Source organism: Flavobacterium sp. IB48 (genome assembly GCF_016405855.1).
In the GTDB taxonomy this organism is placed as follows: domain Bacteria; phylum Bacteroidota; class Bacteroidia; order Flavobacteriales; family Flavobacteriaceae; genus Flavobacterium; species Flavobacterium ginsengisoli.
Genome location: NZ_JAEFCA010000007.1, coordinates 45084 through 66741 on the forward strand (window position 1 = coordinate 45084; position 21658 = coordinate 66741).

A 21658-nucleotide genomic window follows, 5' to 3' on the forward strand; every position below is an offset into this window, starting at 1 on the left:
ACGTATTCAAAAGTATTTACTTCAAATATTTTAAAAAATTTATTTTTTGTAAAATTCTAAAAGGCTTCATTATTATTTTAGCTATTTTATATTCTAGTGAATTCTTAATTTTTTTTTCACTCTGACTATATCTTTTTAATAGAAAAATAAAATAGGATAAGGTCATGTCAAAATTTTCAACATAAATTTCCTTATGTTTCATATATATATATTCTACATTATTCTGCGCATGATTTTGTAAAGTGTCAATCAACATCGATTTTTTAGCTTTTCTATAATAAAACAATGATTCCTCTACAAATTTGAATTTCCAGGATCTTTTTGTTATGTTAATCCAAAACTCCCAATCCTCAAATCCATTTTTCATATTTTCATCATATCCTCCAACTTGCTCCCAACATTCCTTTCTATATAATGAAGATGCCATCATTATGTTTTCATACATGAGGTCACGATAATTAGAGCCAGAAACTTTAGTTTCAAAAATGATATTACTTTTTTTGTCTCTAAAAAAATAACTTTGACATGAAACAATCCCTAGACTTAGATCCTTATTAAGTTCCGGAATTAATCTTGACAAATAATTTTCGTGCAAAAAATCATCTGAATCTAAAGGAAGGATGAACTCTCCTTTAGAAATTTTAATTCCAGCATTTCTCGCACTTGAAAGCCCTCCATTTTCTTTAAAAAGATACTTGAATCTATCATCTTTAGCACACCATTTTGATGCTACAAGCTCTGTATCGTCTGGACTTCCATCATTAACAATTATACATTCCCAATTATTATAATTTTGATTTAAAACAGACTGCAATGTCTCATCTAAAAAATGTGCTTGTTTATAACAAGGGACAATTATAGATACTAAAATTTTAACCTCCATTTTATTTATTTATGACTTTTTTTAGATGAACTCGGAATTTATTCATTCCAACACCTTTAATACTGAAAAGTCTAGTATTTAATAATAACATTAAATTTAACAAACAAGTCTTTTGCTTAAATGAATACAAATCTGATCTTAAAAACCATTTGAAAAGTAAATTAACCTCTTTTTTATTTTTATCAAAATGCGGAATAGCAAATTCTAGAATAATTTTACAGCTAAATTTTCTAAAATCAGCAAGGTAATTCTGTTTCGTTAACAAATCTGAGTGTATATCGTAAAATATAACTAAGGATTCAAGTACATTAGAAATGAAATTATTATTTAAAACTTTAGATTCATCTACTCTATAATAAGTATCAATCTTAAAATCTCTATATAATTTTAATTGATTTGTTTGCGAAAGCACTTTTACATTGAAACTTACATCTTGAAATCGTTTTAGATTTTCATCAAACTTACAATTTCTAATGCAACTTTTTTTATACAAACCTGCGGTAGTCTGCCAAGGAATTGTATAACTTAAGAACATCCTTAAATAATTTGTACTTTCCTTTAATTCTGGATCTTTGTTAAAAGAAAATGATAGTTTTACATCATCAAGAAGAAAAGCTCCATCTCTAATTAATAAATCTATCGAAAGGTCACTAGTAACTATCTTTACCCTTTCTTCTAAGCAAAAAGACTCACAAATATCATCTGAATCTAAAAACATTATATATGCCCCACAACTATTTTCAATCCCATAATTTCTGCAAGCATTCGCTCCCTTTAAACGATCAGCTGGGCGACGGTAAAATTTGAAGCGATTATCATGCTTTAAATATTTGTTTATTATGTTTTCTGTTTCATCATTTGAACCATCATCTACAATAATACATTCCCAATTTTGATAGATTTGGTTTAGTATACTATCTAGCGTCTCACTAATAATGTGTGCACGATTATAGGTTGGAATTATTACAGAAACTTTAGGTGAATTCATGAAATTATATTTTCGAAACTGCTCAATTCTTTTGAGAATGCTCTTCTAATCACTTATTTTTTTATTTTGAATCTGATACTATTTAATTCGTCACTTACCTCGTACAAGTAAGGAAAAACATGATAAAAAGAAATAATATGAAGCAACAGTAAATCATTAATTTCTTTTAAAGTATAATATTTAGGTACTTTCTTGCCTAAAACTTTCTTTAGTTTATATTTCAGAGAATTCTGAAAAGGATCTTCCATAAAACTAATGTTTAAAATATCGCCTTCAAAATTCGGTAATTCACAAAACAGAAAGTGGCTGACAACCTCTTTTTTGTTAAGCATTATTTTTTCTTGCCTGTCCTTTTTTAAAATCTCAAAATCATTTTTACAAATACCAGTTCCCCAGTTTATACTATTAACTTGTACTCCCTTATTTTTGGTATTTGCTAACAGTTTTTGATTATTTATTTTTATAATATCTGTCAGTTGCAGATCTTTTGTAAGCACTTTTTTTTCTTCTTTTCTATAGCTAATATGCCATTGATGAAGCATTAAAATATCTTGTGAATAAAAAATACTTTCAACCCCATTTTTTTCTAATCGATTATGAATATCGATATCTTCTGCTCCCCAAAAATGCAAAAACTCATCATATCCTCTTACTTCTTTCAAACCATTAAGATGAAATAATGATAATCCTTGCGCGCCAACTCCACTGCTAAAATCAATTTCAAAATCTTGAAATTTCTTATCAGATTCTGATTCTTTTTCATTCAAGAAACCAACTTTAAAATAATAGCCTTTAAGTGGATTTTTTAATTCATGAAGTTTACAAACAAAATTTGGACTAAAAATCATATCAACATCAGCTGTAAATATGTACTCTGTGGTAGCATTTTTTAGTCCGATGTTAATTGCTTTAGCTCTTGACCAAGGCTGAAATTCTGAATAATTATAAATGTATTTTACAAATTTATAATTAGCCATCAAGTCTTTAATATTGGATGCTGAAACTGAATTTGAGCCATAGTCTACAAAAACAACTTCAAAATCAGAATTTGTCTGTTCTTTCAGCGAATCTAAAGAGCGTTTAACCCGGACGGATTCTCTATTGCGATAAGGAAAAATTATTGTTATCATTTTCCTATATATTTTTTTATACTTTTTTTAAGTCTTTTCTTAAAATTAAAAAATCTCCTTTTAAAAATTTGGACGTCTTTTAAATTGATTGATGCTTCTTCAATCTTAAATTCTTTTATATAATGATCAATTCTTTTGGTTTGTTTTTCATGGACTTTATAGGCTCGAGCATACCAACTGTGAAAAGCTATTTTATTTCCATTTACATCAAGAACTATATTTCCCGTTTTGTCATTATTAACTGGATTTATTGTATCGAGATATAAAATTTTAAAGCCTTTTAGAATAGCCCAAAAATAAAAACAGTAATATGGTTCATCAAGGCTTTTTATATCATAATCGTATTTTAAAAAAGAATAGTCTTTATTCTCAAAAATTTCTGGGATAAATATTTGGTGTTCTTTGACTAACTTAAAATCGTATATTTCTGATAATTTCTTGAAATTTATTACAGAGAAAAAAGTGTTAATTACTTCTGGATTATTAATTCTGTGTTTAATTAATCCACCATCTCTAACTCCGGATATTTGATAATCATTTTTGTCCATGTACGTAATCAAATCGAAAACAAGATTAGAATCATAGAAAAAAATGTCTTCATCTGCCATTATAATCCACTCATACTTTTTACTGTTGAGTTTCTTAAACATATAGTTTATACTCTCTAAACCATACATACCATTAGTTCCATCAATAACGATTTTATCAATCTCCTCTGGAAAAATTGTAGCTGTTCTTTTATACAACTCAAAATTTGCAACAGTGGTAAGAATGGCAATTTTAGATTTATCAATCGTATGCATATTTTTTAAGTATTTTTTGATTACAACCGTTCTATCATACTAACGATAACAATTAATCAATTTTAAAATTCCAATGTATCTTTTTAAATTGCGAAATAATTTTATATTAAAATTTAAATTCTGAAAACTCTTTAAATTTTCATCAAACCTACAATTCGCAATACTATTCTTTTTATATAGCATGCCATTATCATCCAAGAAATTTTAAAGCTCAAGAACATACTTAATTATTCTTCACTCTTTTGTTTCCAAATCTTTATTAATAGAAAATAATCGCTTAACATGATTAACAAGAAAAGCCGTGGAACTAATTTATAGATCTATTGATAGGTCATTCATAAATATACTCGCCCTTTCTTCTAAACAAAAAGGTTCGCAAATATCATCTGAATCTAAAACATTACATATTCGCTATTACTCTTCTCAAATCCAAAATTTCTACAAACATTTACTCTTTTTTTTGAGTATCTAAATGATGATAAATTTAAAGCAACATTTTTTTATAATTTTATCTGCTTTTCTTTACCGTCTCTTATGGGGCACTATTTATAATTATATAATCCTTATTTTTATAAGATTGTGCACAAATACCTTCTAAAGTTTCATGTATAATAATATACTCTATTATAAACTAGAATTATGATATAAATTAAAGGACTACATATGTGTTATGCCTGATAAATCTTTATTAATTTCTGAGTAAGCTTATTTTTATCATAATTAAGAATTATATTATCTTTCGCATTAGATCCATAAATATCCCACTTGTCTTTATTTCTAAACATTTTTTCTAAAGATTCAATAACAGCCTCTTCAGAAACATCAGATAAAAAGCCCGTTTTATTATCAATTACCAAATCTTTAATAGATCCCACATTGGTTGCAAGAACAGGAAGTTCACACGCTTGAGCTTCTAAAATGACTGTTGGAATTGCTTCTTGCAAACTAGTAAGAAAAAGAAAGTCAGAGTTTTGAATTTTTCTTCTTACAAATTCAGAATTTTGCGACAAATGAAAAGTAATCAAAGACTCAATATTTAAATCTTCAGATTTTTGTTTTAATATTTTTTCGAGATGTCCTGCTCCGACAATATCATAATGAAACTTTATTTCCGGATATTTTTTAGCAAAACCAGAAATTGCACTTAAAGCCAAATCATATCCTTTTTCTTCAACCAATCTTCCAACTGATATTATTCGTACTTCTCCATTTTTATTTTCTTTGTGTTTTGTTTTCGAAGAAACAGAAACACCGTTGTTGAGATCTTCAATTTTTTTTGGATTCAAACCAAAAGACAGTAATTTTTCTCTATTGTAATTTGATATTGAAAGTATTGAATCTGCGTAATGGAACAAATCACTGTAAAAAGTTTTTCCTTTTTTTATTCCTAAACGAATATCATATCCGTGAAATGTACAGATTAATTTTACGGGTACATCAATTTTTTTTACAAATACGGCATCTTTTCCTATTGGCCCAAAATGACAATGAATAACATTTATTTTTTGAGCTAAAATAAAATTGAGGATAAAAAAAGAACTAAAAGAATAACTCTTTCTTTCGATAAGTAAAAGCTTTGATAATTTAATAAAATACCAAAAATTACGAGTCAGAAAATGATTTAGCAGAACTTTTAAAAGGCTTTCTATTTTCTTACGGTTTGATTGAGGCAGAATATCTTTAAAATCTATCGTCTTGCTTAACAAATTGTATTTTTCAAATCCTTCTAATCCTTGTACATTTTCATTTTTGTTGTTGCAAAAAATCTGTACATCTATTCCACTATCAATCAAATCAACTATCTGATTTCTGATAAACGTTTCCGAAACGGTTGGAAAAGAACTTAGCCAAAACAAAACTTTCATTTATATTGTCCTCTATTTTTTTTCAAAAACGAAAATTACATTCTCTCCTATAATCTTTTTTTGATTGTATTTTTTATGAAGTCTCAATTTAGAAACTATAAAATCTGTCCATTTTTTAACTTTGTTTAGCCTATCAGGATCTATTACAATTTTATTCTGAGGATAAATGATATTTACAACCTTTTTTAACATAACAGCCTTAAGGTATTGGCTTGTTGTAATGTTCTCAGAAATTGGTATAACTTTATAATCTATTAATTTCAGGTCAAAGAGATCTATCAATTTTGTAAGCGAGCTAATTTTCCATCTTGTTATATGATGTGGAGGAAGATTAAGTATATGGTTATGATTACTTGTTAAGGCCGAATCGTTACAAGGAACTGCTATAATAAGTTTGCCTTTAGAATTTAGTTTACTCATGCAAGCCTCTAAAAATTCTCTCGGATTTTTCACATGTTCTAAAACATGGAAAGAACAAACTACATCAAATTTTTTTGTAGTACTCTTAGCATAATCTTCAATATTCTGTTTAATCAATTCTATTCCTTTTTCCCTCGCTTTTTTAATAGCTTCATCATTAAATTCTAAACCAACATAATTATTGTTTTTTATTTTTTGGGCAAAAAAACCTGACCCTGAACCAATTTCTAAAACCGATTCATTTTCTTTTATAAATTCTGATGCAGACTCAAATTCTTTTCTATCTGGACTATAATAAACTTTTCTTTTAAGCTGTAATTCTTCATAAAAAAAAGCATTTCCTGCAAATTTGGGTTCAAAAAAATCTAAACTGCAATTTTCACAATGATAAAATTTTATATCAGCATCACTTTCTAACCCTTTTGAGATATCGATATTCAGAGAATTTTCATAAATTTTTTTCAATAATTTGAAATTAACATTTTGATAAATGCTGATCTTTTTAGATTCGCATAAAATACAATTCTTCATTTAAAATATATTTTTAATAAATCCATTCTGTTTTTGCATAAGTTGAGCCCCATCCCTTTTTCGGACCGATTACATTTTCATCATCCCAAAAAACATTAAATAGTACTGCATCTTCGAGAATATCCAAGTCAAATGCTCCATTACTCAAATATAATGATAGCGAATAATTTCCTGGATTAAGTGGCAAATGATCAATTTGAACGCCAATTTTGTTCTGGCCTTGATTAATTGTTAAATTTTGTCCATACTGATGCATATTGGCTGCCATAACAGCCTGACCACTTTCATTTTTAATTAAATATCCTAACGAGGCACGAGTCAATTCACTATTGTTAAAATATATTGAAAAGCTAAATTGTCTACCTGAAAAAATTTGAGTTTTCTCTGGCATTTCAATATTAGTAATTACCTTACCTTCATTTTTTTTAATCACTAATTCTTCAGAAGCGCTAGAATCTAAATAACTATTTATCACGGTGTCTGTGTCAGAAATCATTTGAATTGTACCATTGTTAAGCAATATTGTTTTCAAACATAATGCTCGAATAGCAGCTAAATCATGGCTCACAAACAAAACCGTTCTTCCTTCGCCACTTGCAATATCTTTCATTTTTCCAATAGCTTTTTTTTGAAATTCTGCGTCTCCCACGGCAAGTACTTCGTCCACAATAAGAATCTCAGGCTCTAAAAATGCAGCGACTGCAAAAGCCAAACGAACAGTCATACCCGAGCTGTATCTTTTTACAGGAGTATCTATATAACGTTCGCAACCAGAAAACTCAATGATTTCATCAAGCTTTGAAGTAATTTCCTTTTTGGTCATTCCTAAAATAGCTCCATTAAGAAAAATATTTTCTCTTCCTGTCATCTCTCCGTTAAACCCTGTTCCAACTTCTAGCAAAGAAGCGATACGCCCTCGTGATTTTATATTACCTGTTGTTGGAGCCGTAACTTTTGAAAGTATTTTTAAAAGCGTAGATTTTCCTGCTCCATTTTTTCCAATAATTCCTAAAACTTCTCCTCTTTCAACCTCAAAGTTTATATCCTGTAAAGCCCAAACGTAATCTGAAGTTCCTTTTGTAGAGCGATCGTTGGTATCACCAATTTTTAGATATGGATTTTCTTTTCCTCTAATTTTATGCCACCATCGATTCAAATCATGGCTTAAAGTACCTGTACCGACTTGACCTAAGCGGTATTGTTTAGAAATATTTTCGGCCTTTAATATTATATCTTTCATTTATACGGTATCTATAAAGCTTTTTTCTGTTCTATTAAAAACTAATAATCCAGTAAAGAAAACAACAATTGTAACTACCATTGTATATATTAAACCTAAAATTGATATATTCCCAATATTTAATAACATATAACGTGAAGTTTCTATCACATAAGCTAATGGATTGTATTCTACAATCCATCCGAATTTTGGGAGTTTTTCTTTTATTAATTCCATCGGGTACATTACGGCAGATATATACATTAAAAGCTGTACGCCAAAACCAACTAAATTATTTAGATCCCTATATTTTGTAACCATTGAAGAAATCATCATTCCTAAACCTAGTCCTAAAATTCCCATAAACGAGATTAAGATTGGGAAAAATAATATAGATATATTAAGTTGTAAATCTACTCCTTGAAAATAAAAGAAAATGTAAAAGAAAATAAATATACCTAATTGAATCCCAAATTTAATTAAGTTCGAAATCACTATAGACAAAGGAGTAATAATTCTTGGGAAATATACTTTTCCAAATATATTGGCATTAGATTTAAATGTATCAGAAGTCCCATTTAAACAAGCAGTAAAATAATTCCAAACCATTATTCCTGCTAAATTGAATAAAAATGGAGGAATCGTTCCTGTCTTAATTCCTGCAACGTTATTAAAAATAATAGTAAAAGTAATAGAAGTAAACAAAGGCTGTATTAAATACCATAGAGGCCCCAAAACAGTTTGTTTATAAACTGTTATAATATCTCTCTTAACAAAAAGCATTAATAAATCTCTATATTGCCAAATTTCCTTAAAATTGAGCGTAAGAAATTTATTTTTTGGTGTTATCTCAAACAACCAATCGTTTGTATTTTTAGAATCCATTTAAGAGCGTAAAAACCTTATTGTGAAAAATTAACAAGATTTTTAATATTTTAGAATTTGTTTAAAAATGTCAAAAGGCGTTTAAAAAAACACCTCTTGATTATATTTGATTTTATTTTTGTTTAATATTATTTATCTAAAACTTCAAAAGTCGAATTCATACTTTTAAATTCTGGAACTATTTTTTTCATTTTAGCAACAATATCATCATTTTCGTAAAAATCAGCAATTCCAATTAACTCATCAACATCAATATGAAGATTCTCATACTCGTCTTGAATTTCTTGCGCAATCATAATTTTATTATGATATGTTGGAAGAGTCTTTGAAGTATCATTTAATAATTCTTCATAAAGCTTTTCTCCAGGTCTTAATCCGACAATTTTAATTTTGATTTCTTTATCTGGTATAAAACCAGCCAGCTTAATCATTTTCCGAGCTAAATCGATAATTCTAACTGGTTTACCCATATCAAAAATATAGATTTCTCCTCCATTCCCCATAGCTCCAGCTTCCAATACAAGTTGACAAGCTTCTGGAATTGTCATAAAATAACGTATAATGTCTTGATGTGTGATTGTTACAGGTCCACCTTCTGCAATTTGTTTAGTAAACAACGGAACGACTGACCCATTTGAACCCAGAACATTTCCAAAACGAGTCGTTATAAATTTTGTCCCTCCTTGAATGTTCTCTCTTTGATTTTTTAAGAATAAAGACTGTACATATTTTTCTGCGATTCGTTTACTGGCTCCCATTACATTGCTTGGGTTAACCGCTTTATCTGTAGAAACCATTACAAATTTCTTCACATGATATTTACAAGCCAAATCAGCAAGATTTTTAGTTCCTTTGATATTAGTTTGAATTGCCTGAGAAGGATTTTCTTCCATCAAAGGTACATGCTTATAGGCTGCAGCATGAAAAACTACATGTGGATTATAATTTTTAAAAACCTTATCTAAAGCTTTTTTACTTCTTACATCTGCAATTACCGCAACTATTTTAGTGCTTACATTCATTGCTTGAGTTTCCAAACACAAATTATGCAATGGTGTTTCTGCATGATCTAAGACAATAACATTTTTTGGATTAAAATTCAAAACTTGTCTTACAATCTCACTTCCTATTGATCCTGCTGCTCCTGTAATTAAAATTGTTTTATCTTTTAACTGCTTAGAAATAGATCTACTATCTAGAACTATAGGTTTTCTCTCTAACAAGTCTTCGATTTGGATATTCTTAACTTTTTGCGAAATTTCTTTTTGATTTTCCCAATCTGAAATAAGAGGTACTGTATATACTCTGTAATTAAACTCCAAACATTGATCAACTATAATAAGCTGTTCGTCTTTGCTTAAACTTTTATCTGCAATAATTACACCTTCTGCAGCTACAGAACGCATTAAAGCAGGCAACTTCTTTCTTAAAATAAGGATAGGAAGATCTAGCATACGTTTAGACGCATTCTGATTATTCTTATCAACAAAACCAACTATTTTAAAACGAGAAGGGCTTTCAAATTTCAATGCGTTTGCAACAGAAATTGCATTAGCATCTGTACCATAAATTACAGTTCGAATTAATTTAGTCGTAGCTTTTTCAGAAAAATACATTTCAAATGTCTGCTTTACTACAACACGATATAAGAAAAGTCCACAAAAAGACAATACTAAATTAATAAAAAGGGCAGTATTTAAAAATGCTTTATGGCCCGTATATAATTCAAATATTAAATTTATAAACAAGAAAAATACAAGAACAGACATTTGAGAAAACAACAATTTTATTGCATCTATATAGGAAGAATGCCTAATAATTCCTGAGTATGTTCTAAAAAGCCAGAAAAAAAACACATTGGCAATAATTAATCCTGCAACAAAGAAAAAATTATGAGACGTAATAAGATACCCTATTGCCGTACCTTCAAAAAGCAAATAGGTAAGACAAAAAGAAAAAACCAAAACCATAACATCTATAGCAACAATAATCCATCTAGGCAAATAACTTAGATTATTAATATTTGCCCGAAGATTTCTTGGCGAAAAGGTATTATATAACAAAGAGGTTATATTATTTGGTTTTTCTGTGTTCAATTGTTCTCTTTTTTAAGTGCCTTTAATCCGACATTTATACAAAAATACAAATTAAAGATTTTAAATAATTAGTTAAAGATACAAATTAAATTTTAACACTTTTTTTCTTTTGTTTTAGAAAATCTATTAAATATGATCCATATCCTGATTTTAACAGTGGTTGTGCTAACTTTTCAAGTTGTTGATCATCAATAAAACCTTGTCTCCAAGCAATTTCTTCAATGCAACCAATTTTTAGTCCTTGTCTTTCCTCAATTACTTGAACAAATTGTCCTGCTTGCATCAAACTATTAAATGTTCCTGTATCTAACCAAGCCGTTCCTCTACTTAATATTCCAACCTTCAATTTTCCTTTTTCTAGGTAAACTTTATTGACATCTGTAATCTCATATTCACCACGGGCACTTGGTTTTATATTTTTAGCAATTTCTACAACAGAATTATCATAGAAATATAGTCCTGGAACTGCATAATTTGACTTAGGTACGATAGGTTTTTCTTCTATAGAAATGGCCTTTTTATTTTCATCAAATTCAACGACGCCATATCTTTCGGGATCCGCAACGTGATAAGCAAAAACTACACCTCCATCTGGATTAGCATTATCCTTTAAAAGTTGCTGCATATTTGTTCCAAAAAAGATATTGTCTCCTAACACTAAAGCCACTTTGTCTTTGCCTATAAACTCTTCTCCAATAACAAAAGCCTGAGCCAAACCATTTGGATCTGGTTGTTCTGCGTAACTAAACTTACAACCAATCGCGCTTCCATCACCTAGAAGTTTTCTAAAATGAGGCAAATCATGAGGTGTGGAGATTATCAAAATTTCACTAATTCCTGCCATCATCAAAGTTGATAATGGGTAGTATATCATGGGTTTATCATATACGGGCATTAACTGCTTACTAACCGCTAAAGTTAATGGGTGTAATCTTGTGCCAGAACCTCCAGCTAATATAATCCCTTTCATAAATTTTAATTTTAGTATTTTAAACTTTGACTTTAATCAGAATATAAAAATCAAACTCAATATTTATATTATAGAAATATCTTTTTTAAACTTTCTTTATAATATGGAATTTCTAAATTATAGATTGATTTTATTTTATTTTTATCTAATAATGAAAAACTCGGTCTTTTTGCAGGTGTTGGATATGAAGAAGATGGAATACCGTTTACTTGGCAATTATAATTCCCTAACTCTTTAATGCTCAAAGCAAATTCATACCAGCTTATTTCTCCTTCGTTAGAATAATTATATGTTCCTGAAATCCAATTTGGTGAATTAACAATATTGATCATTGTCCGCGCTAGATCAGCTGCATAAGTTGGTGAACCAACTTGATCATTCACAACACTTATCTCTTCTTTCTCTTGCATTAAGCGTTGCATGGTTTTTACAAAGTTATTTCCAAATTTACTGTAAACCCAAGAAGTTCTAATAACAATTGAATCTGGATTTTGCTTCATGCATGCAATTTCTCCTGCTAATTTACTTTCCCCATAGGCATTAATAGGATTTGTAAATGCTTCTTCGTTTAAAGCAACTGATGAAGTACCATCGAAAACATAATCTGTGGACACATGAATTAACTTCACATTATTCTCTGAAGCATATTTGGCAATTATTTCTACTGCCGAAGAATTTACTGTAAAAGCGAGTTCTTTTTCTGTTTCAGCTTTATCAACCGCGGTATAAGCACCACAATTCAAAATCACATCTGCCTTAATTTCATTTAACTGAATAGGCAAAAGATCTAGATTGTCTAATGTAATTTTTGTTCTATCGGCAAAAACCCATTCATATTCTGGATATTTTGATGATAAAACTGAAAGTTCTGATCCTAATTGACCATTTGCACCCGTTACAAGAATTTTTTTCATTAAAATAAGCTATTACAGTTTTCAATAAACGGCAAAATCTGATCTTTATCAGAAACGATTGCATTGTTCAAATCCATTCCCCAATCAATATTTAAAGATGGATCATCATATTTGATTCCTCCTTCAGAAGCTTTATTATAAAATTGATCACATTTATACATTACTGATGCGGTTTCGCTAATAACCGAAAATCCATGGGCAAATCCTTGAGGAACTAACAATTGCTTTTTATTTTCAGATGAAAGTAAAATACTAAAAGATTTTCCGTAAGTAGGTGAATCTTTTCTTAAATCTACAGCAACATCAATAATTTCACCTTCTAAAACACGCACTAATTTCGTTTGTGCAAAAGGCGGATTTTGATAATGTAAGCCTCTTAATGTACCATATTTTGAAAATGACTGGTTATCTTGAACAAAATCAATATTAATACCTAAATCTTCAAATTTCGTTTTACTGTAAGATTCAAAAAAATAACCTCTTTCGTCTCCGAAAACAGTTGGTTCAATAATAACTAAATCTTTAATATAGGTTTCTTCAACTTTCATATAAATTGGGTAAATGTTTTTTTTAATTATGAAAAAAAGCGTTGATTACTTCTTTTATTCTTTGTTTATTTTTAATTGTTAAATCTGCTCCAGATGGAAGACATAATCCATTTTCAAATATCTTTTCTGATATTTTATTGCCGTAATAAGGATAGCTTTCAAAAATTGGTTGCAAATGCATTGGTTTCCAAATAGGACGTGTCTCAATGTTTGCTTCCTCAAAGGCTTGCAATAAATCATTCTTAACTTCGCTTGATTTTAGCAAAATCGTGTTCAGCCAATAATTTGAAAAATAATCTTCATTTTTTACCTCAAAAAGCTCTACCTCTTCAATACTTGAAAAAAGCTCTTGATAAAACATATGATTATTCCTTCTTGAATCTATTTTTTTCTGAAAAATTTTCATTTGTCCTAAACCAATCCCAGCGCAAATATTGCTCATTCTGTAATTATATCCAATTTCGCTATGTTGATAATGAATCGCATTATCTTTTGACTGAGTGGCATAAAAAATGGCTTTTTCCTTTACTTCTTTTGAATTAGATATTAGGGCACCGCCACTCGAGGTCGTAATTATTTTATTGCCATTAAATGATAATACTCCAAATTCACCAAAAGTACCGCATTTTTTTTCCTTATAACAACTTCCTAATGCTTCGGCGCTATCTTCGATAATAGGAATTCTATAGCGATCAGCTATAGCATGAATATCATCTACTTTATATGGCATACCATACAAATGAACTGCAATTATTGCTTTAGGTTTATTACCTCTTTTAATTCGGTCTTTTATCGCTATTTCAAGATTATCAGGGCATATATTCCAAGTTTCAGGTTCACTATCAACAAAAATAGGAGTAGCGCCTTGATATAAAATCGGATTCGCAGATGCTGAAAATGTCAAACTTTGACAAATAACCTCATCTCCTGGTTTTACTCCTAATAAAATTAATGACAAATGAATTGCAGATGTTCCTGAATTTAACGCTGCAACGAATGAATCTTCTCCGAAATAATTCTGAAGTTCAATTTCAAAATCATTTACATTTGGTCCTCCCGAGGTAATCCAGTTAGATTGTAATGCTTTCTCAATATATTCTATTTCAAAACCACTTTGTTGCGATAAGGATAAATAAATTCTACCCATTTAAATTCCAATAATCAGCAGGATATCGTGCATCATCTTCTTTTACATTTGATAATGGCAAAGTAGAAAATGATATTAATTTTGAATCTTTTTCTAAGGATTCTACTGCATTTGCATAACCTGCAGGAACATGAACAATTTTACTGTCAAACTCAGAAACTTCAACTGTTTCAATCGTCAAATCTTTAGAAGGATTCTCCCAATTATCAATTTTTACAAAATGAATTTTAAAAGATCCGCTTACGCAATAAAAATTCTTTGAATCTAATTTATGTCCCTGCCAAGCACGAATAGGGTTTTCTTCCGAATTAGTTATGATATAAAATCTTTCAATATCATTAAAACTAAAATCATTAACATATGAAATAGTACCTCGATGATCTGAAAAATTTCCTCCCTGAATTACTTCTGGACTCATACTTGTAATTTTAAGTTGCTTTTATTTATTAAATAAAATTTTAAAGAATATACTAAAAGCAATGGAACAATTATAATCGCAAATAATATATAATCGCTTATTTTTTGATAAAGTGATACTACTAAAATAGAAACTCCAATTTGTGCCAATGCATAATATAACGAAACTAATCTATGCTGTATTTTGTATTCATTGCTAAGAATTTGATACAAATGTAAACGATGTGCTTCGAATATATTTTGTTTTAAATAAAGCCTATGCAAAATGGTACAAACTGCATCAACACCATAAACAGCTAAAAACAAAAGCCAAATAACCGAGTTTGTACTTAAAATTAATTTTAAAACTAAATAAATAATCCAAAATGCAATTGCAATACTACCAACATCGCCTGCAAAACATTTTGCTTTTTTTCTATAATTAAAAAACAAAAAGACAAGACTTGCAATCATTCCATATTTTATGAAACTGCCATCTGTAAATAGTTGAATTTTGGCATTAACATATAATAAAGATCCAAGTACAGCCAAAGTATAGAGTCCTGTTATTCCGTTAATACCGTCCATGAAATTGTAAGCGTTTATTAATCCAATTGCAAGCACATAAGATATAACAACTCCCCAAATTGGCATAAGAGTAAACAAGTTGAGATCTAAGAAGATCAATGTGATAGCAAGAAAATGAATTGAAATTCTAATCTTATTTGAAAGACTTTGAATATCATCCCAAAAGCTTACTAAACTTACCAATGTAATTCCTGCAAAGAAAAAATAATTGCTTTCGATATGCTGAAAAAAATAAAGCAAAGCTGAAAACCAAAAAATTATACCACCTCCTCGAAGTGTTATTTCTGTATGTGAACTTCGCTGATTTGGTTTATCGATAATATTAAAACGATCCGCAACTTTGAAATAAAGAAGCATTAAGATCATTAAAATGAAACCTAATATTGTGTATTGCATTATTTTATAAAACTTTTTATTGTTTTTTCCAATCCTTCTTTTGTCGTATTTGGTAATTTTTCAATTCCAATTGCTTTTTTTATCTTCTCATTTGAAACTCTATAATTTTCCGTTAGTTTTTGAATTGTTTCAGAATTTAGTGGGAATTTAATAACATCCCCTACTCTAGCTATGCCGTTTATAACAGGCTTAGGAACAGAAATATTTAAATTAGTTTTATCTAAAACGGTAGATATAATCTTCACGAGTTCATTTGTAGAAAGTACATCATCGTCTGAAAAATTATACACTCCTGATTTTATCTTTTTATTTTGAAGAATTTCCTTAATCATAAAATTAAGATTATCAATTCCTAAAAAAGATCTTTCATTATGAAATGCTCCTAATGGATAAGGAACTCTTTTTTTTACGACATTATAAAGCAAATTTAAGTTTCCTTTATTCCCTGGACCATGAATCATACAAGGTCTAATAATAAACACTCGTTTTCCTTCAGGAATTTTCTTTGATAAAATATATTCTTCTGCTTTTAATTTTGATTGTCCATAAGGAGTCTTTGGATTCGCTATAACATCTTCATTTAAAATATCATCAACCATGTCTGCAACAGCCTTTACACTACTAAAATAGATAAAATCGTTAATCTCACTTTCTAAAAAAGCATCAAATAATTCTTTTGTTAAATCAGTATTAATTTTAAAATACTCAGATGCGTTGCTTATATTTTTTGTGTCATGAGCTTTTCCTGCAAGATGAATAATTGCATCTCCATTCAAATTTGTTTTCCAAGCTGAATTACGTAATGTTAAGCTAAAAGGATCAAAAGAATTAAATACCAAATAATCTAACAAATTTTTACCAACAAAACCTGAAGCACCAGTTATGAGAAGTTTCATAATTAATTATTATTTCTTAAAACTTTAAAATAAATTAATTTATATAAGCTAAATGGTAAAACTCGCAAAGGAATCTTAAAACAAACAACTTTAAAAAATTCAAAATAACTGAAAAATCCTAAATTTAGAAACTTCCTGTACAATTTCATTTCATTCTTGGCATAATCAAGCCCCCACCTTCTTCTAATTGCTTTTGAACGATCAGCACCTAATCTAAACCACAAAAGATTGTCATCCACATTTCCAAATTTAAACCCTTCTAAATATGCACGAACAAAAAAATCATAATCCTCTGGAAAAATTTGACTGTCATAACCATTTAAAACAGAATAAACCTCTTTACGGAATAAAATAGTAGGATGCGAGAATGGGCTTCTTACTTTCATAAACTTGACCATTTCATTATGCTCAAGAGGAACTTTTCGTACAGAAACTATATCGTTTATGTCATTTCCAAATTCAATTATTTGAGCTCCTATTATATCTAAATTTTCTTTTACAATAAATTCAATTTGTTTCTCAAACCTGTTTTTAAAACAGATATCATCAGAATCCATTCTTGCCACAAACTCATAAGAAGCTTTGGAAATACCAATATTTAAAGCATTTGCTAACCCCTTATTTTGTTCTAATCTAATAATCTTAAAAATTTCATTATTTTCATATTGACTCAATAAGTTTTCAATCTCTAAACTAACAACTCCATCAACAACGATTATAATTTCAGATGGAAGATAACTTTGTTGCAAAAGACTGTCGATCGCATCTTCAAAAAATGAAATACTATCATTTTTATAAACAGACATTACAACGCTAATTTTATGTTCTTTTATCACTATTTAGCTTTATTTATTAGTACAATTAATCTGTATAGACTAATAATACTCATTTTTTTATTTTCTTTGAAATTATTCTTTTTGATACTTGAAAAAAAAGTTCCATTCTATATTGAATTCTAAATAGCAATGAATTAGTACTCTTGCCTTCAGCAAAAGACGAGTTTTTAAGATGCCTACGATACTGAACTAATTTGTCGTCAATAAATTTAACATTCCCAAAGCTTTCTGCTAGTACACCTATCCAAGTATCATGAAGTATCATCTGAGTTGGAAAAGGCAAAGCGATATTTAATACATCTCTATTAAAAGCCATACAACAACCATGATAAACTGGTTTACTAATATTTTGAAATAATCCTCTAGGTAATTTTATTGGTTTAAAAAATGAATTTGAAACCATTTCGTCCATTTCATTTATAACACTGCAATTGCTCATAACAGCAGAATGTTTATTCATATATGGCATCATTATCTCAATTTTATTATTCTCCCATATATCATCCTGATCAGCTAAAAAAATAAACTGTCCTTTACTATGTTTTAATGCATTTTCATAATTTGCTGATACAAGATAGTGTGGATAGGTTTTTTTTCTTCTGCTTTCATTTTTTTGATGTCTTAGAAGAACAATTCTTACATCTTTAAAAGATTCTATTATTTCAATAGTATCATCAATTGAGCCATCGTCTGAAATAATTAGCTCATCATTTTCTCCCAATTGCTTCAAAATTGAAGAAATTTGTCTTTTTATATATTTACCTCCATTATAAGAAGCCATACATACAGAAATCATCCTACTATCGTTTAGTTTAATATTTACAATGACTATTTTCTCAAAATTTTTCGAGCTACGCTAATCAACTTTAATTTTTTTAATGACATTTTTATAAATTCACGCACTTTACGTTTCTTCATGAAAAATTCATATTGTTTTATCTCAGAATCGTATTTTACTGGGTTTTCATACAATATTTTCTTTAACACTCTATAAAATTCGTCACTATATGATAATGATTCTGTTTCATTATCAAGCAAACTCCTCCCGTGAACTCTAATAAGTCCGTAAGCCCTATCATCATCTAGATACTGAAATTTGGCATCTTCTAATATGCATCTCATCCAGAAATTCCAATCTTCTTTTTGTTTCAAATTTTCGTTAAAAAACCCAACTTTTTCAATTAAACTCGATCTCACAATCGGAGCCAAAACGGTAATCCTATTATCATTTAAAAAAATCGGAAACATTTTTTTAAGTCCCCCATTTAATGTAAATACCGTTCCGTTATTATTTAATTTCCGTGATAAATATCTTTTATTGGTATTTCCATCTAAAAAGAAAAAACATTTAGAATAAGAAATTTGAATATCTGGAGTATTAGTAAAATGCTCTAAATGCAGATTCATTTTTTCGGGAGAAATAATATCATCAGCATCAAGGAACAGTAGAAATTCACCTTTCGCTTTTTTTAAACCAGTGTTTCGAGTTGCAGGTAGTCCTTTATTAATATCATGTCTCTCGTAAATCAAACGAGATTCGTCTTTCATTAATGATTCTACAACAGTTTTTGTTTCATCAGATGAACAATCGTCTATTACAATTGCCTCCCATTTTTGATAAAAAGAAGATTGGAGACTTCTAATAGTTTCTGTTATAAACCTAGCGTAATTATAACTAGGAATTATGACTGATACTAATCCTTTTTCTTTATTCATTTTTACAATAATTTTCAGTTATCATCTATGATTACCGATTGTTTATTTAACACAACATTAAATTTTTGATTCAACCAAAATCCACCGAAAAGCACATTTAAAAAAATCAAATCGGTAAGACCTTTAAAATTCAAAATAAGAATGAATACAAATACAGACATTACAAACAAGAATTTTATTCTTTTATTGGTAAAAGAAATTGCACATTTATATAAAACCATAAATTGCAATAAAAAGAAAAGAAGGCTTCCAACTATTCCAAAATAATACAGCAAACGCAAAAAACCAATATCTGTTCCCATATAATATCCTTCTGCATCATTCATTTGGTTATTATAAAATTTTCCATCTCCTAATAAATATGTTATTGTAGACTCAGGAAGTTTATACATCTCTTTCATTTGTTCTGTTGAATCTGTAGTTATATTACCATCATCAAGGTAATTGTAAAACATTTCAAAACCAAATTCAGATGCTACTTTTAAAGTATCAATTACTTTTTGATCAATCACAAAAAAAAGTGGTACAATCAATATTGGTATAATAATAAAATAAGATAGAAATGATCTTATTTTTGCAGAACAATTTAAGCCAAATCTAGAAGGCAAAAATAATAAAATGAGTGCGACAGCTCCTCCTAACATTGTCGTCCTAGACATCATCATTCCTAAAAGGAGTATCAATAAAAAAGAGAATGAAAGTAATCTTAATTGAGCTTTATTTTTACAATAAGGAATTAAAAAAGGAATTAAAATTAATGTGTAGCCACAGATTATTCCTGCTCCAAAATAATAACTGGCAAACCCTACTAATCTGAATTCTCTAAAAGCTTCTCCCGTTGGAGGGTCGTTTAAATTTATACTCGTAAATAAGTCATGTACTGGTGGCGAAATAAACATTAAAAACGCAATTATGACTTGTAATACTACACTAGCAACAATATAAATTGATACATTTTGAAATTTAACTTCACCATAAATGCGTCGTTGCATTACAGTAATAACATACCCTCCTCCTAACCATTGAAATACAAAAAATGGATACTTTACAAATTCCAAATCCCTTGTATGTCTTACCAAAATTATGAAGAGAGAAAAGACAGCCATAAAAAAACAGAGCGAAATTACTTGTAAAAAATTTTTCGATAAAAAGACCCTTCTTTTCAAGAGTACTTCTGAAATAAAATTTAAAAGTAAAATACCAATCCCAATTCCGCTTATTAATACCCTCGTGCCTGCTGGCATTCCTGGAAATAAAACTGAATAAATATAGAAGAAGACAAGAAAAAATGTAGTCATTTTCTCTGCAAATCTATTTTTTAAAAAATGACGCATAAACAATCTATCCTTTCAAAAATTTCGAGCTAATAATTTAAAGTAGCAATATCAAAAATTAGCTTAATTTATTAAAAAAATGTTCAAGAGTACGAATTGGTTTAATTTTTAATAAGTTTAGAAAAGCTAAAAATTTAATTCTTTTTCTATTCTTATTTTTTATAACACAAAGCATTGTTAACGCATAATAAGAATCAAAAACTTTTCTAAAAACATTTAATTTTCCAATAAAATTATCTTCTAATGATTTTTTCCATAAAGAAAAGCTCTTTAATTCTTTTTCAGAATAATTCCACTCACTTAATATCATTTTAAGGTGTAATTCTTTATACTCCTGCACAAAACCACATTTAAGATTTTTTGAAATTGCAAGATTAACTGATCCTCTTTTAAGATCTTTACCCACAATACTTATATTTTCACCATGCCATCTATATTTCAACAAAGGTTCTGGTAAATTTACAATTTGCCCATTTAAAGATATTCTTAACCAAAGTTCATAATCTTCTATATTGATCATTTTTTCATCATATTTACCAAGATTCTGAATTTTCTCTTTTCTAAAGAGAACAGTAGGATGACCAATTGGACAGGTAAACAAAAGTGCTCGAGCAATTTCTTCAGAATTTAAAGGAATTATTACTTTTCTTTGAATTTCATTTCCTTCTCCGTCTATTATGGAGTAATTTGTACCGCATAAATCAACTTCAGGATGAGAAATCATATAATCAATTTGTTTTTCTATTCTCTCAGGCAAAGAAATGTCATCAGCATCCATTCTAGCTATAAAGCTTCCTTTTGCTTCATCTATTCCTTTATTTAAAGTTTTTATTAGCTTTAAATTTTCCTCATTTCGAATTATTCTTACACGTTTATCTTCTTCTGCAAGCATTGATAAAATTGAAGATGTACCATCAGTAGAACAATCGTCTAGCAACAAAATTTCTAAATTTGAATAGGTTTGATTTATTATTGAACGCACAGCTTCTTCCACATATAATTCAGCATTATAACATGGTAGTACTACTGTTACTAAAGGTTTTTCATCTAAACTTTTTCTTTCAAAAAATTCTGTTGGCATTTTTACTTTTCTTTTT

Annotated in this window: 21 protein-coding genes; all 21 read right to left on the reverse strand. The window is 28.7% G+C overall.

Features of this window, described 5'->3' with window-relative positions:
* Window positions 1-16 precede the first annotated feature (16 nt).
* Window positions 17-883 carry a glycosyltransferase family A protein gene (locus JC605_RS19110; RefSeq protein ID WP_198857728.1) on the reverse strand — a complete coding sequence of 289 codons (867 nt, stop codon included), beginning with the start codon at window positions 881-883 and terminating at the stop codon, window positions 17-19.
* Between the two features lies 1 nt (window position 884).
* Window positions 885-1871 carry a glycosyltransferase family 2 protein gene (locus JC605_RS19115; protein ID WP_198857729.1) on the reverse strand — a complete coding sequence of 329 codons (987 nt, stop codon included), beginning with the start codon at window positions 1869-1871 and terminating at the stop codon, window positions 885-887.
* A gap of 53 nt (window positions 1872-1924) precedes the next feature.
* Entirely contained in the window at window positions 1925-3001 is a 1077-nt protein-coding gene (locus tag JC605_RS19120) for a glycosyltransferase family 2 protein (protein ID WP_198857730.1), read from the reverse strand.
* Window positions 2998-3804 (reverse strand): hypothetical protein, encoded by an 807-nt coding sequence (locus tag JC605_RS19125; protein WP_198857731.1) that lies wholly within the window; start codon window positions 3802-3804, stop codon window positions 2998-3000. Before JC605_RS19125 ends, JC605_RS19120 begins: the two co-directional genes overlap by 4 nt.
* Window positions 3805-4472: 668 nt before the next feature.
* Window positions 4473-5669, reverse strand: coding sequence for a glycosyltransferase (locus JC605_RS19130; RefSeq protein ID WP_198857732.1), 1197 nt, complete (start codon window positions 5667-5669; stop codon window positions 4473-4475).
* Between the two features lie 12 nt (window positions 5670-5681).
* On the reverse strand, window positions 5682-6620 hold the full coding sequence (locus JC605_RS19135) for a bifunctional 2-polyprenyl-6-hydroxyphenol methylase/3-demethylubiquinol 3-O-methyltransferase UbiG (protein WP_198857733.1): 939 nt from the start codon (window positions 6618-6620) through the stop codon (window positions 5682-5684).
* Between the two features lie 13 nt (window positions 6621-6633).
* A complete protein-coding gene (locus JC605_RS19140; RefSeq protein WP_198857734.1) occupies window positions 6634-7860 on the reverse strand; it encodes an ABC transporter ATP-binding protein in 1227 nt (408 codons plus the stop codon).
* On the reverse strand, window positions 7861-8724 hold the full coding sequence (locus tag JC605_RS19145) for an ABC transporter permease (RefSeq protein ID WP_198857735.1): 864 nt from the start codon (window positions 8722-8724) through the stop codon (window positions 7861-7863).
* Window positions 8725-8852: 128 nt separating this feature from the next.
* The gene (locus JC605_RS19150) at window positions 8853-10820 is read right to left on the reverse strand and encodes a nucleoside-diphosphate sugar epimerase/dehydratase (RefSeq protein ID WP_198857736.1); all 1968 of its coding nucleotides are present in this window, start codon (window positions 10818-10820) and stop codon (window positions 8853-8855) included.
* A gap of 85 nt (window positions 10821-10905) precedes the next feature.
* Complete coding sequence (rfbA, locus tag JC605_RS19155; RefSeq protein WP_198857737.1) at window positions 10906-11790, reverse strand: glucose-1-phosphate thymidylyltransferase RfbA; 885 nt, start codon at window positions 11788-11790, stop codon at window positions 10906-10908.
* 68 nt (window positions 11791-11858) lie between these two features.
* Window positions 11859-12704, reverse strand: a complete 846-nt coding sequence (rfbD, locus tag JC605_RS19160; RefSeq protein ID WP_198857738.1) for a dTDP-4-dehydrorhamnose reductase — start codon at window positions 12702-12704, stop codon at window positions 11859-11861.
* A complete protein-coding gene (gene rfbC, locus JC605_RS19165; RefSeq protein ID WP_198857739.1) occupies window positions 12704-13252 on the reverse strand; it encodes a dTDP-4-dehydrorhamnose 3,5-epimerase in 549 nt (182 codons plus the stop codon). Before rfbC ends, rfbD begins: the two co-directional genes overlap by 1 nt.
* Window positions 13253-13274: 22 nt before the next feature.
* Window positions 13275-14399, reverse strand: coding sequence for a DegT/DnrJ/EryC1/StrS aminotransferase family protein (locus JC605_RS19170; RefSeq protein ID WP_198857740.1), 1125 nt, complete (start codon window positions 14397-14399; stop codon window positions 13275-13277).
* Window positions 14392-14817, reverse strand: a complete 426-nt coding sequence (locus JC605_RS19175) for a WxcM-like domain-containing protein (RefSeq protein ID WP_198857741.1) — start codon at window positions 14815-14817, stop codon at window positions 14392-14394. Before JC605_RS19175 ends, JC605_RS19170 begins: the two co-directional genes overlap by 8 nt.
* Window positions 14814-15779, reverse strand: coding sequence for a glycosyltransferase family 4 protein (locus tag JC605_RS19180; RefSeq protein ID WP_198857742.1), 966 nt, complete (start codon window positions 15777-15779; stop codon window positions 14814-14816). The genes JC605_RS19175 and JC605_RS19180 overlap by 4 nt, the downstream gene beginning before the upstream one ends.
* A complete protein-coding gene (locus JC605_RS19185; RefSeq protein WP_198857743.1) occupies window positions 15779-16675 on the reverse strand; it encodes an NAD-dependent epimerase/dehydratase family protein in 897 nt (298 codons plus the stop codon). Before JC605_RS19185 ends, JC605_RS19180 begins: the two co-directional genes overlap by 1 nt.
* A gap of 2 nt (window positions 16676-16677) precedes the next feature.
* Complete coding sequence (locus JC605_RS19190; RefSeq protein ID WP_370569068.1) at window positions 16678-17511, reverse strand: glycosyltransferase; 834 nt, start codon at window positions 17509-17511, stop codon at window positions 16678-16680.
* Between the two features lie 49 nt (window positions 17512-17560).
* Window positions 17561-18307: a glycosyltransferase family 2 protein gene (locus JC605_RS19195; protein ID WP_198857745.1), complete on the reverse strand. Its 747-nt coding sequence runs from the start codon at window positions 18305-18307 to the stop codon at window positions 17561-17563.
* 32 nt (window positions 18308-18339) lie between these two features.
* On the reverse strand, window positions 18340-19227 hold the full coding sequence (locus JC605_RS19200; protein WP_198857746.1) for a glycosyltransferase family A protein: 888 nt from the start codon (window positions 19225-19227) through the stop codon (window positions 18340-18342).
* Window positions 19228-19241: 14 nt separating this feature from the next.
* Window positions 19242-20561, reverse strand: coding sequence for a hypothetical protein (locus JC605_RS19205; protein ID WP_198857747.1), 1320 nt, complete (start codon window positions 20559-20561; stop codon window positions 19242-19244).
* Between the two features lie 58 nt (window positions 20562-20619).
* The gene (locus JC605_RS19210; RefSeq protein ID WP_198857748.1) at window positions 20620-21642 is read right to left on the reverse strand and encodes a glycosyltransferase; all 1023 of its coding nucleotides are present in this window, start codon (window positions 21640-21642) and stop codon (window positions 20620-20622) included.
* Window positions 21643-21658 lie beyond the last annotated feature (16 nt).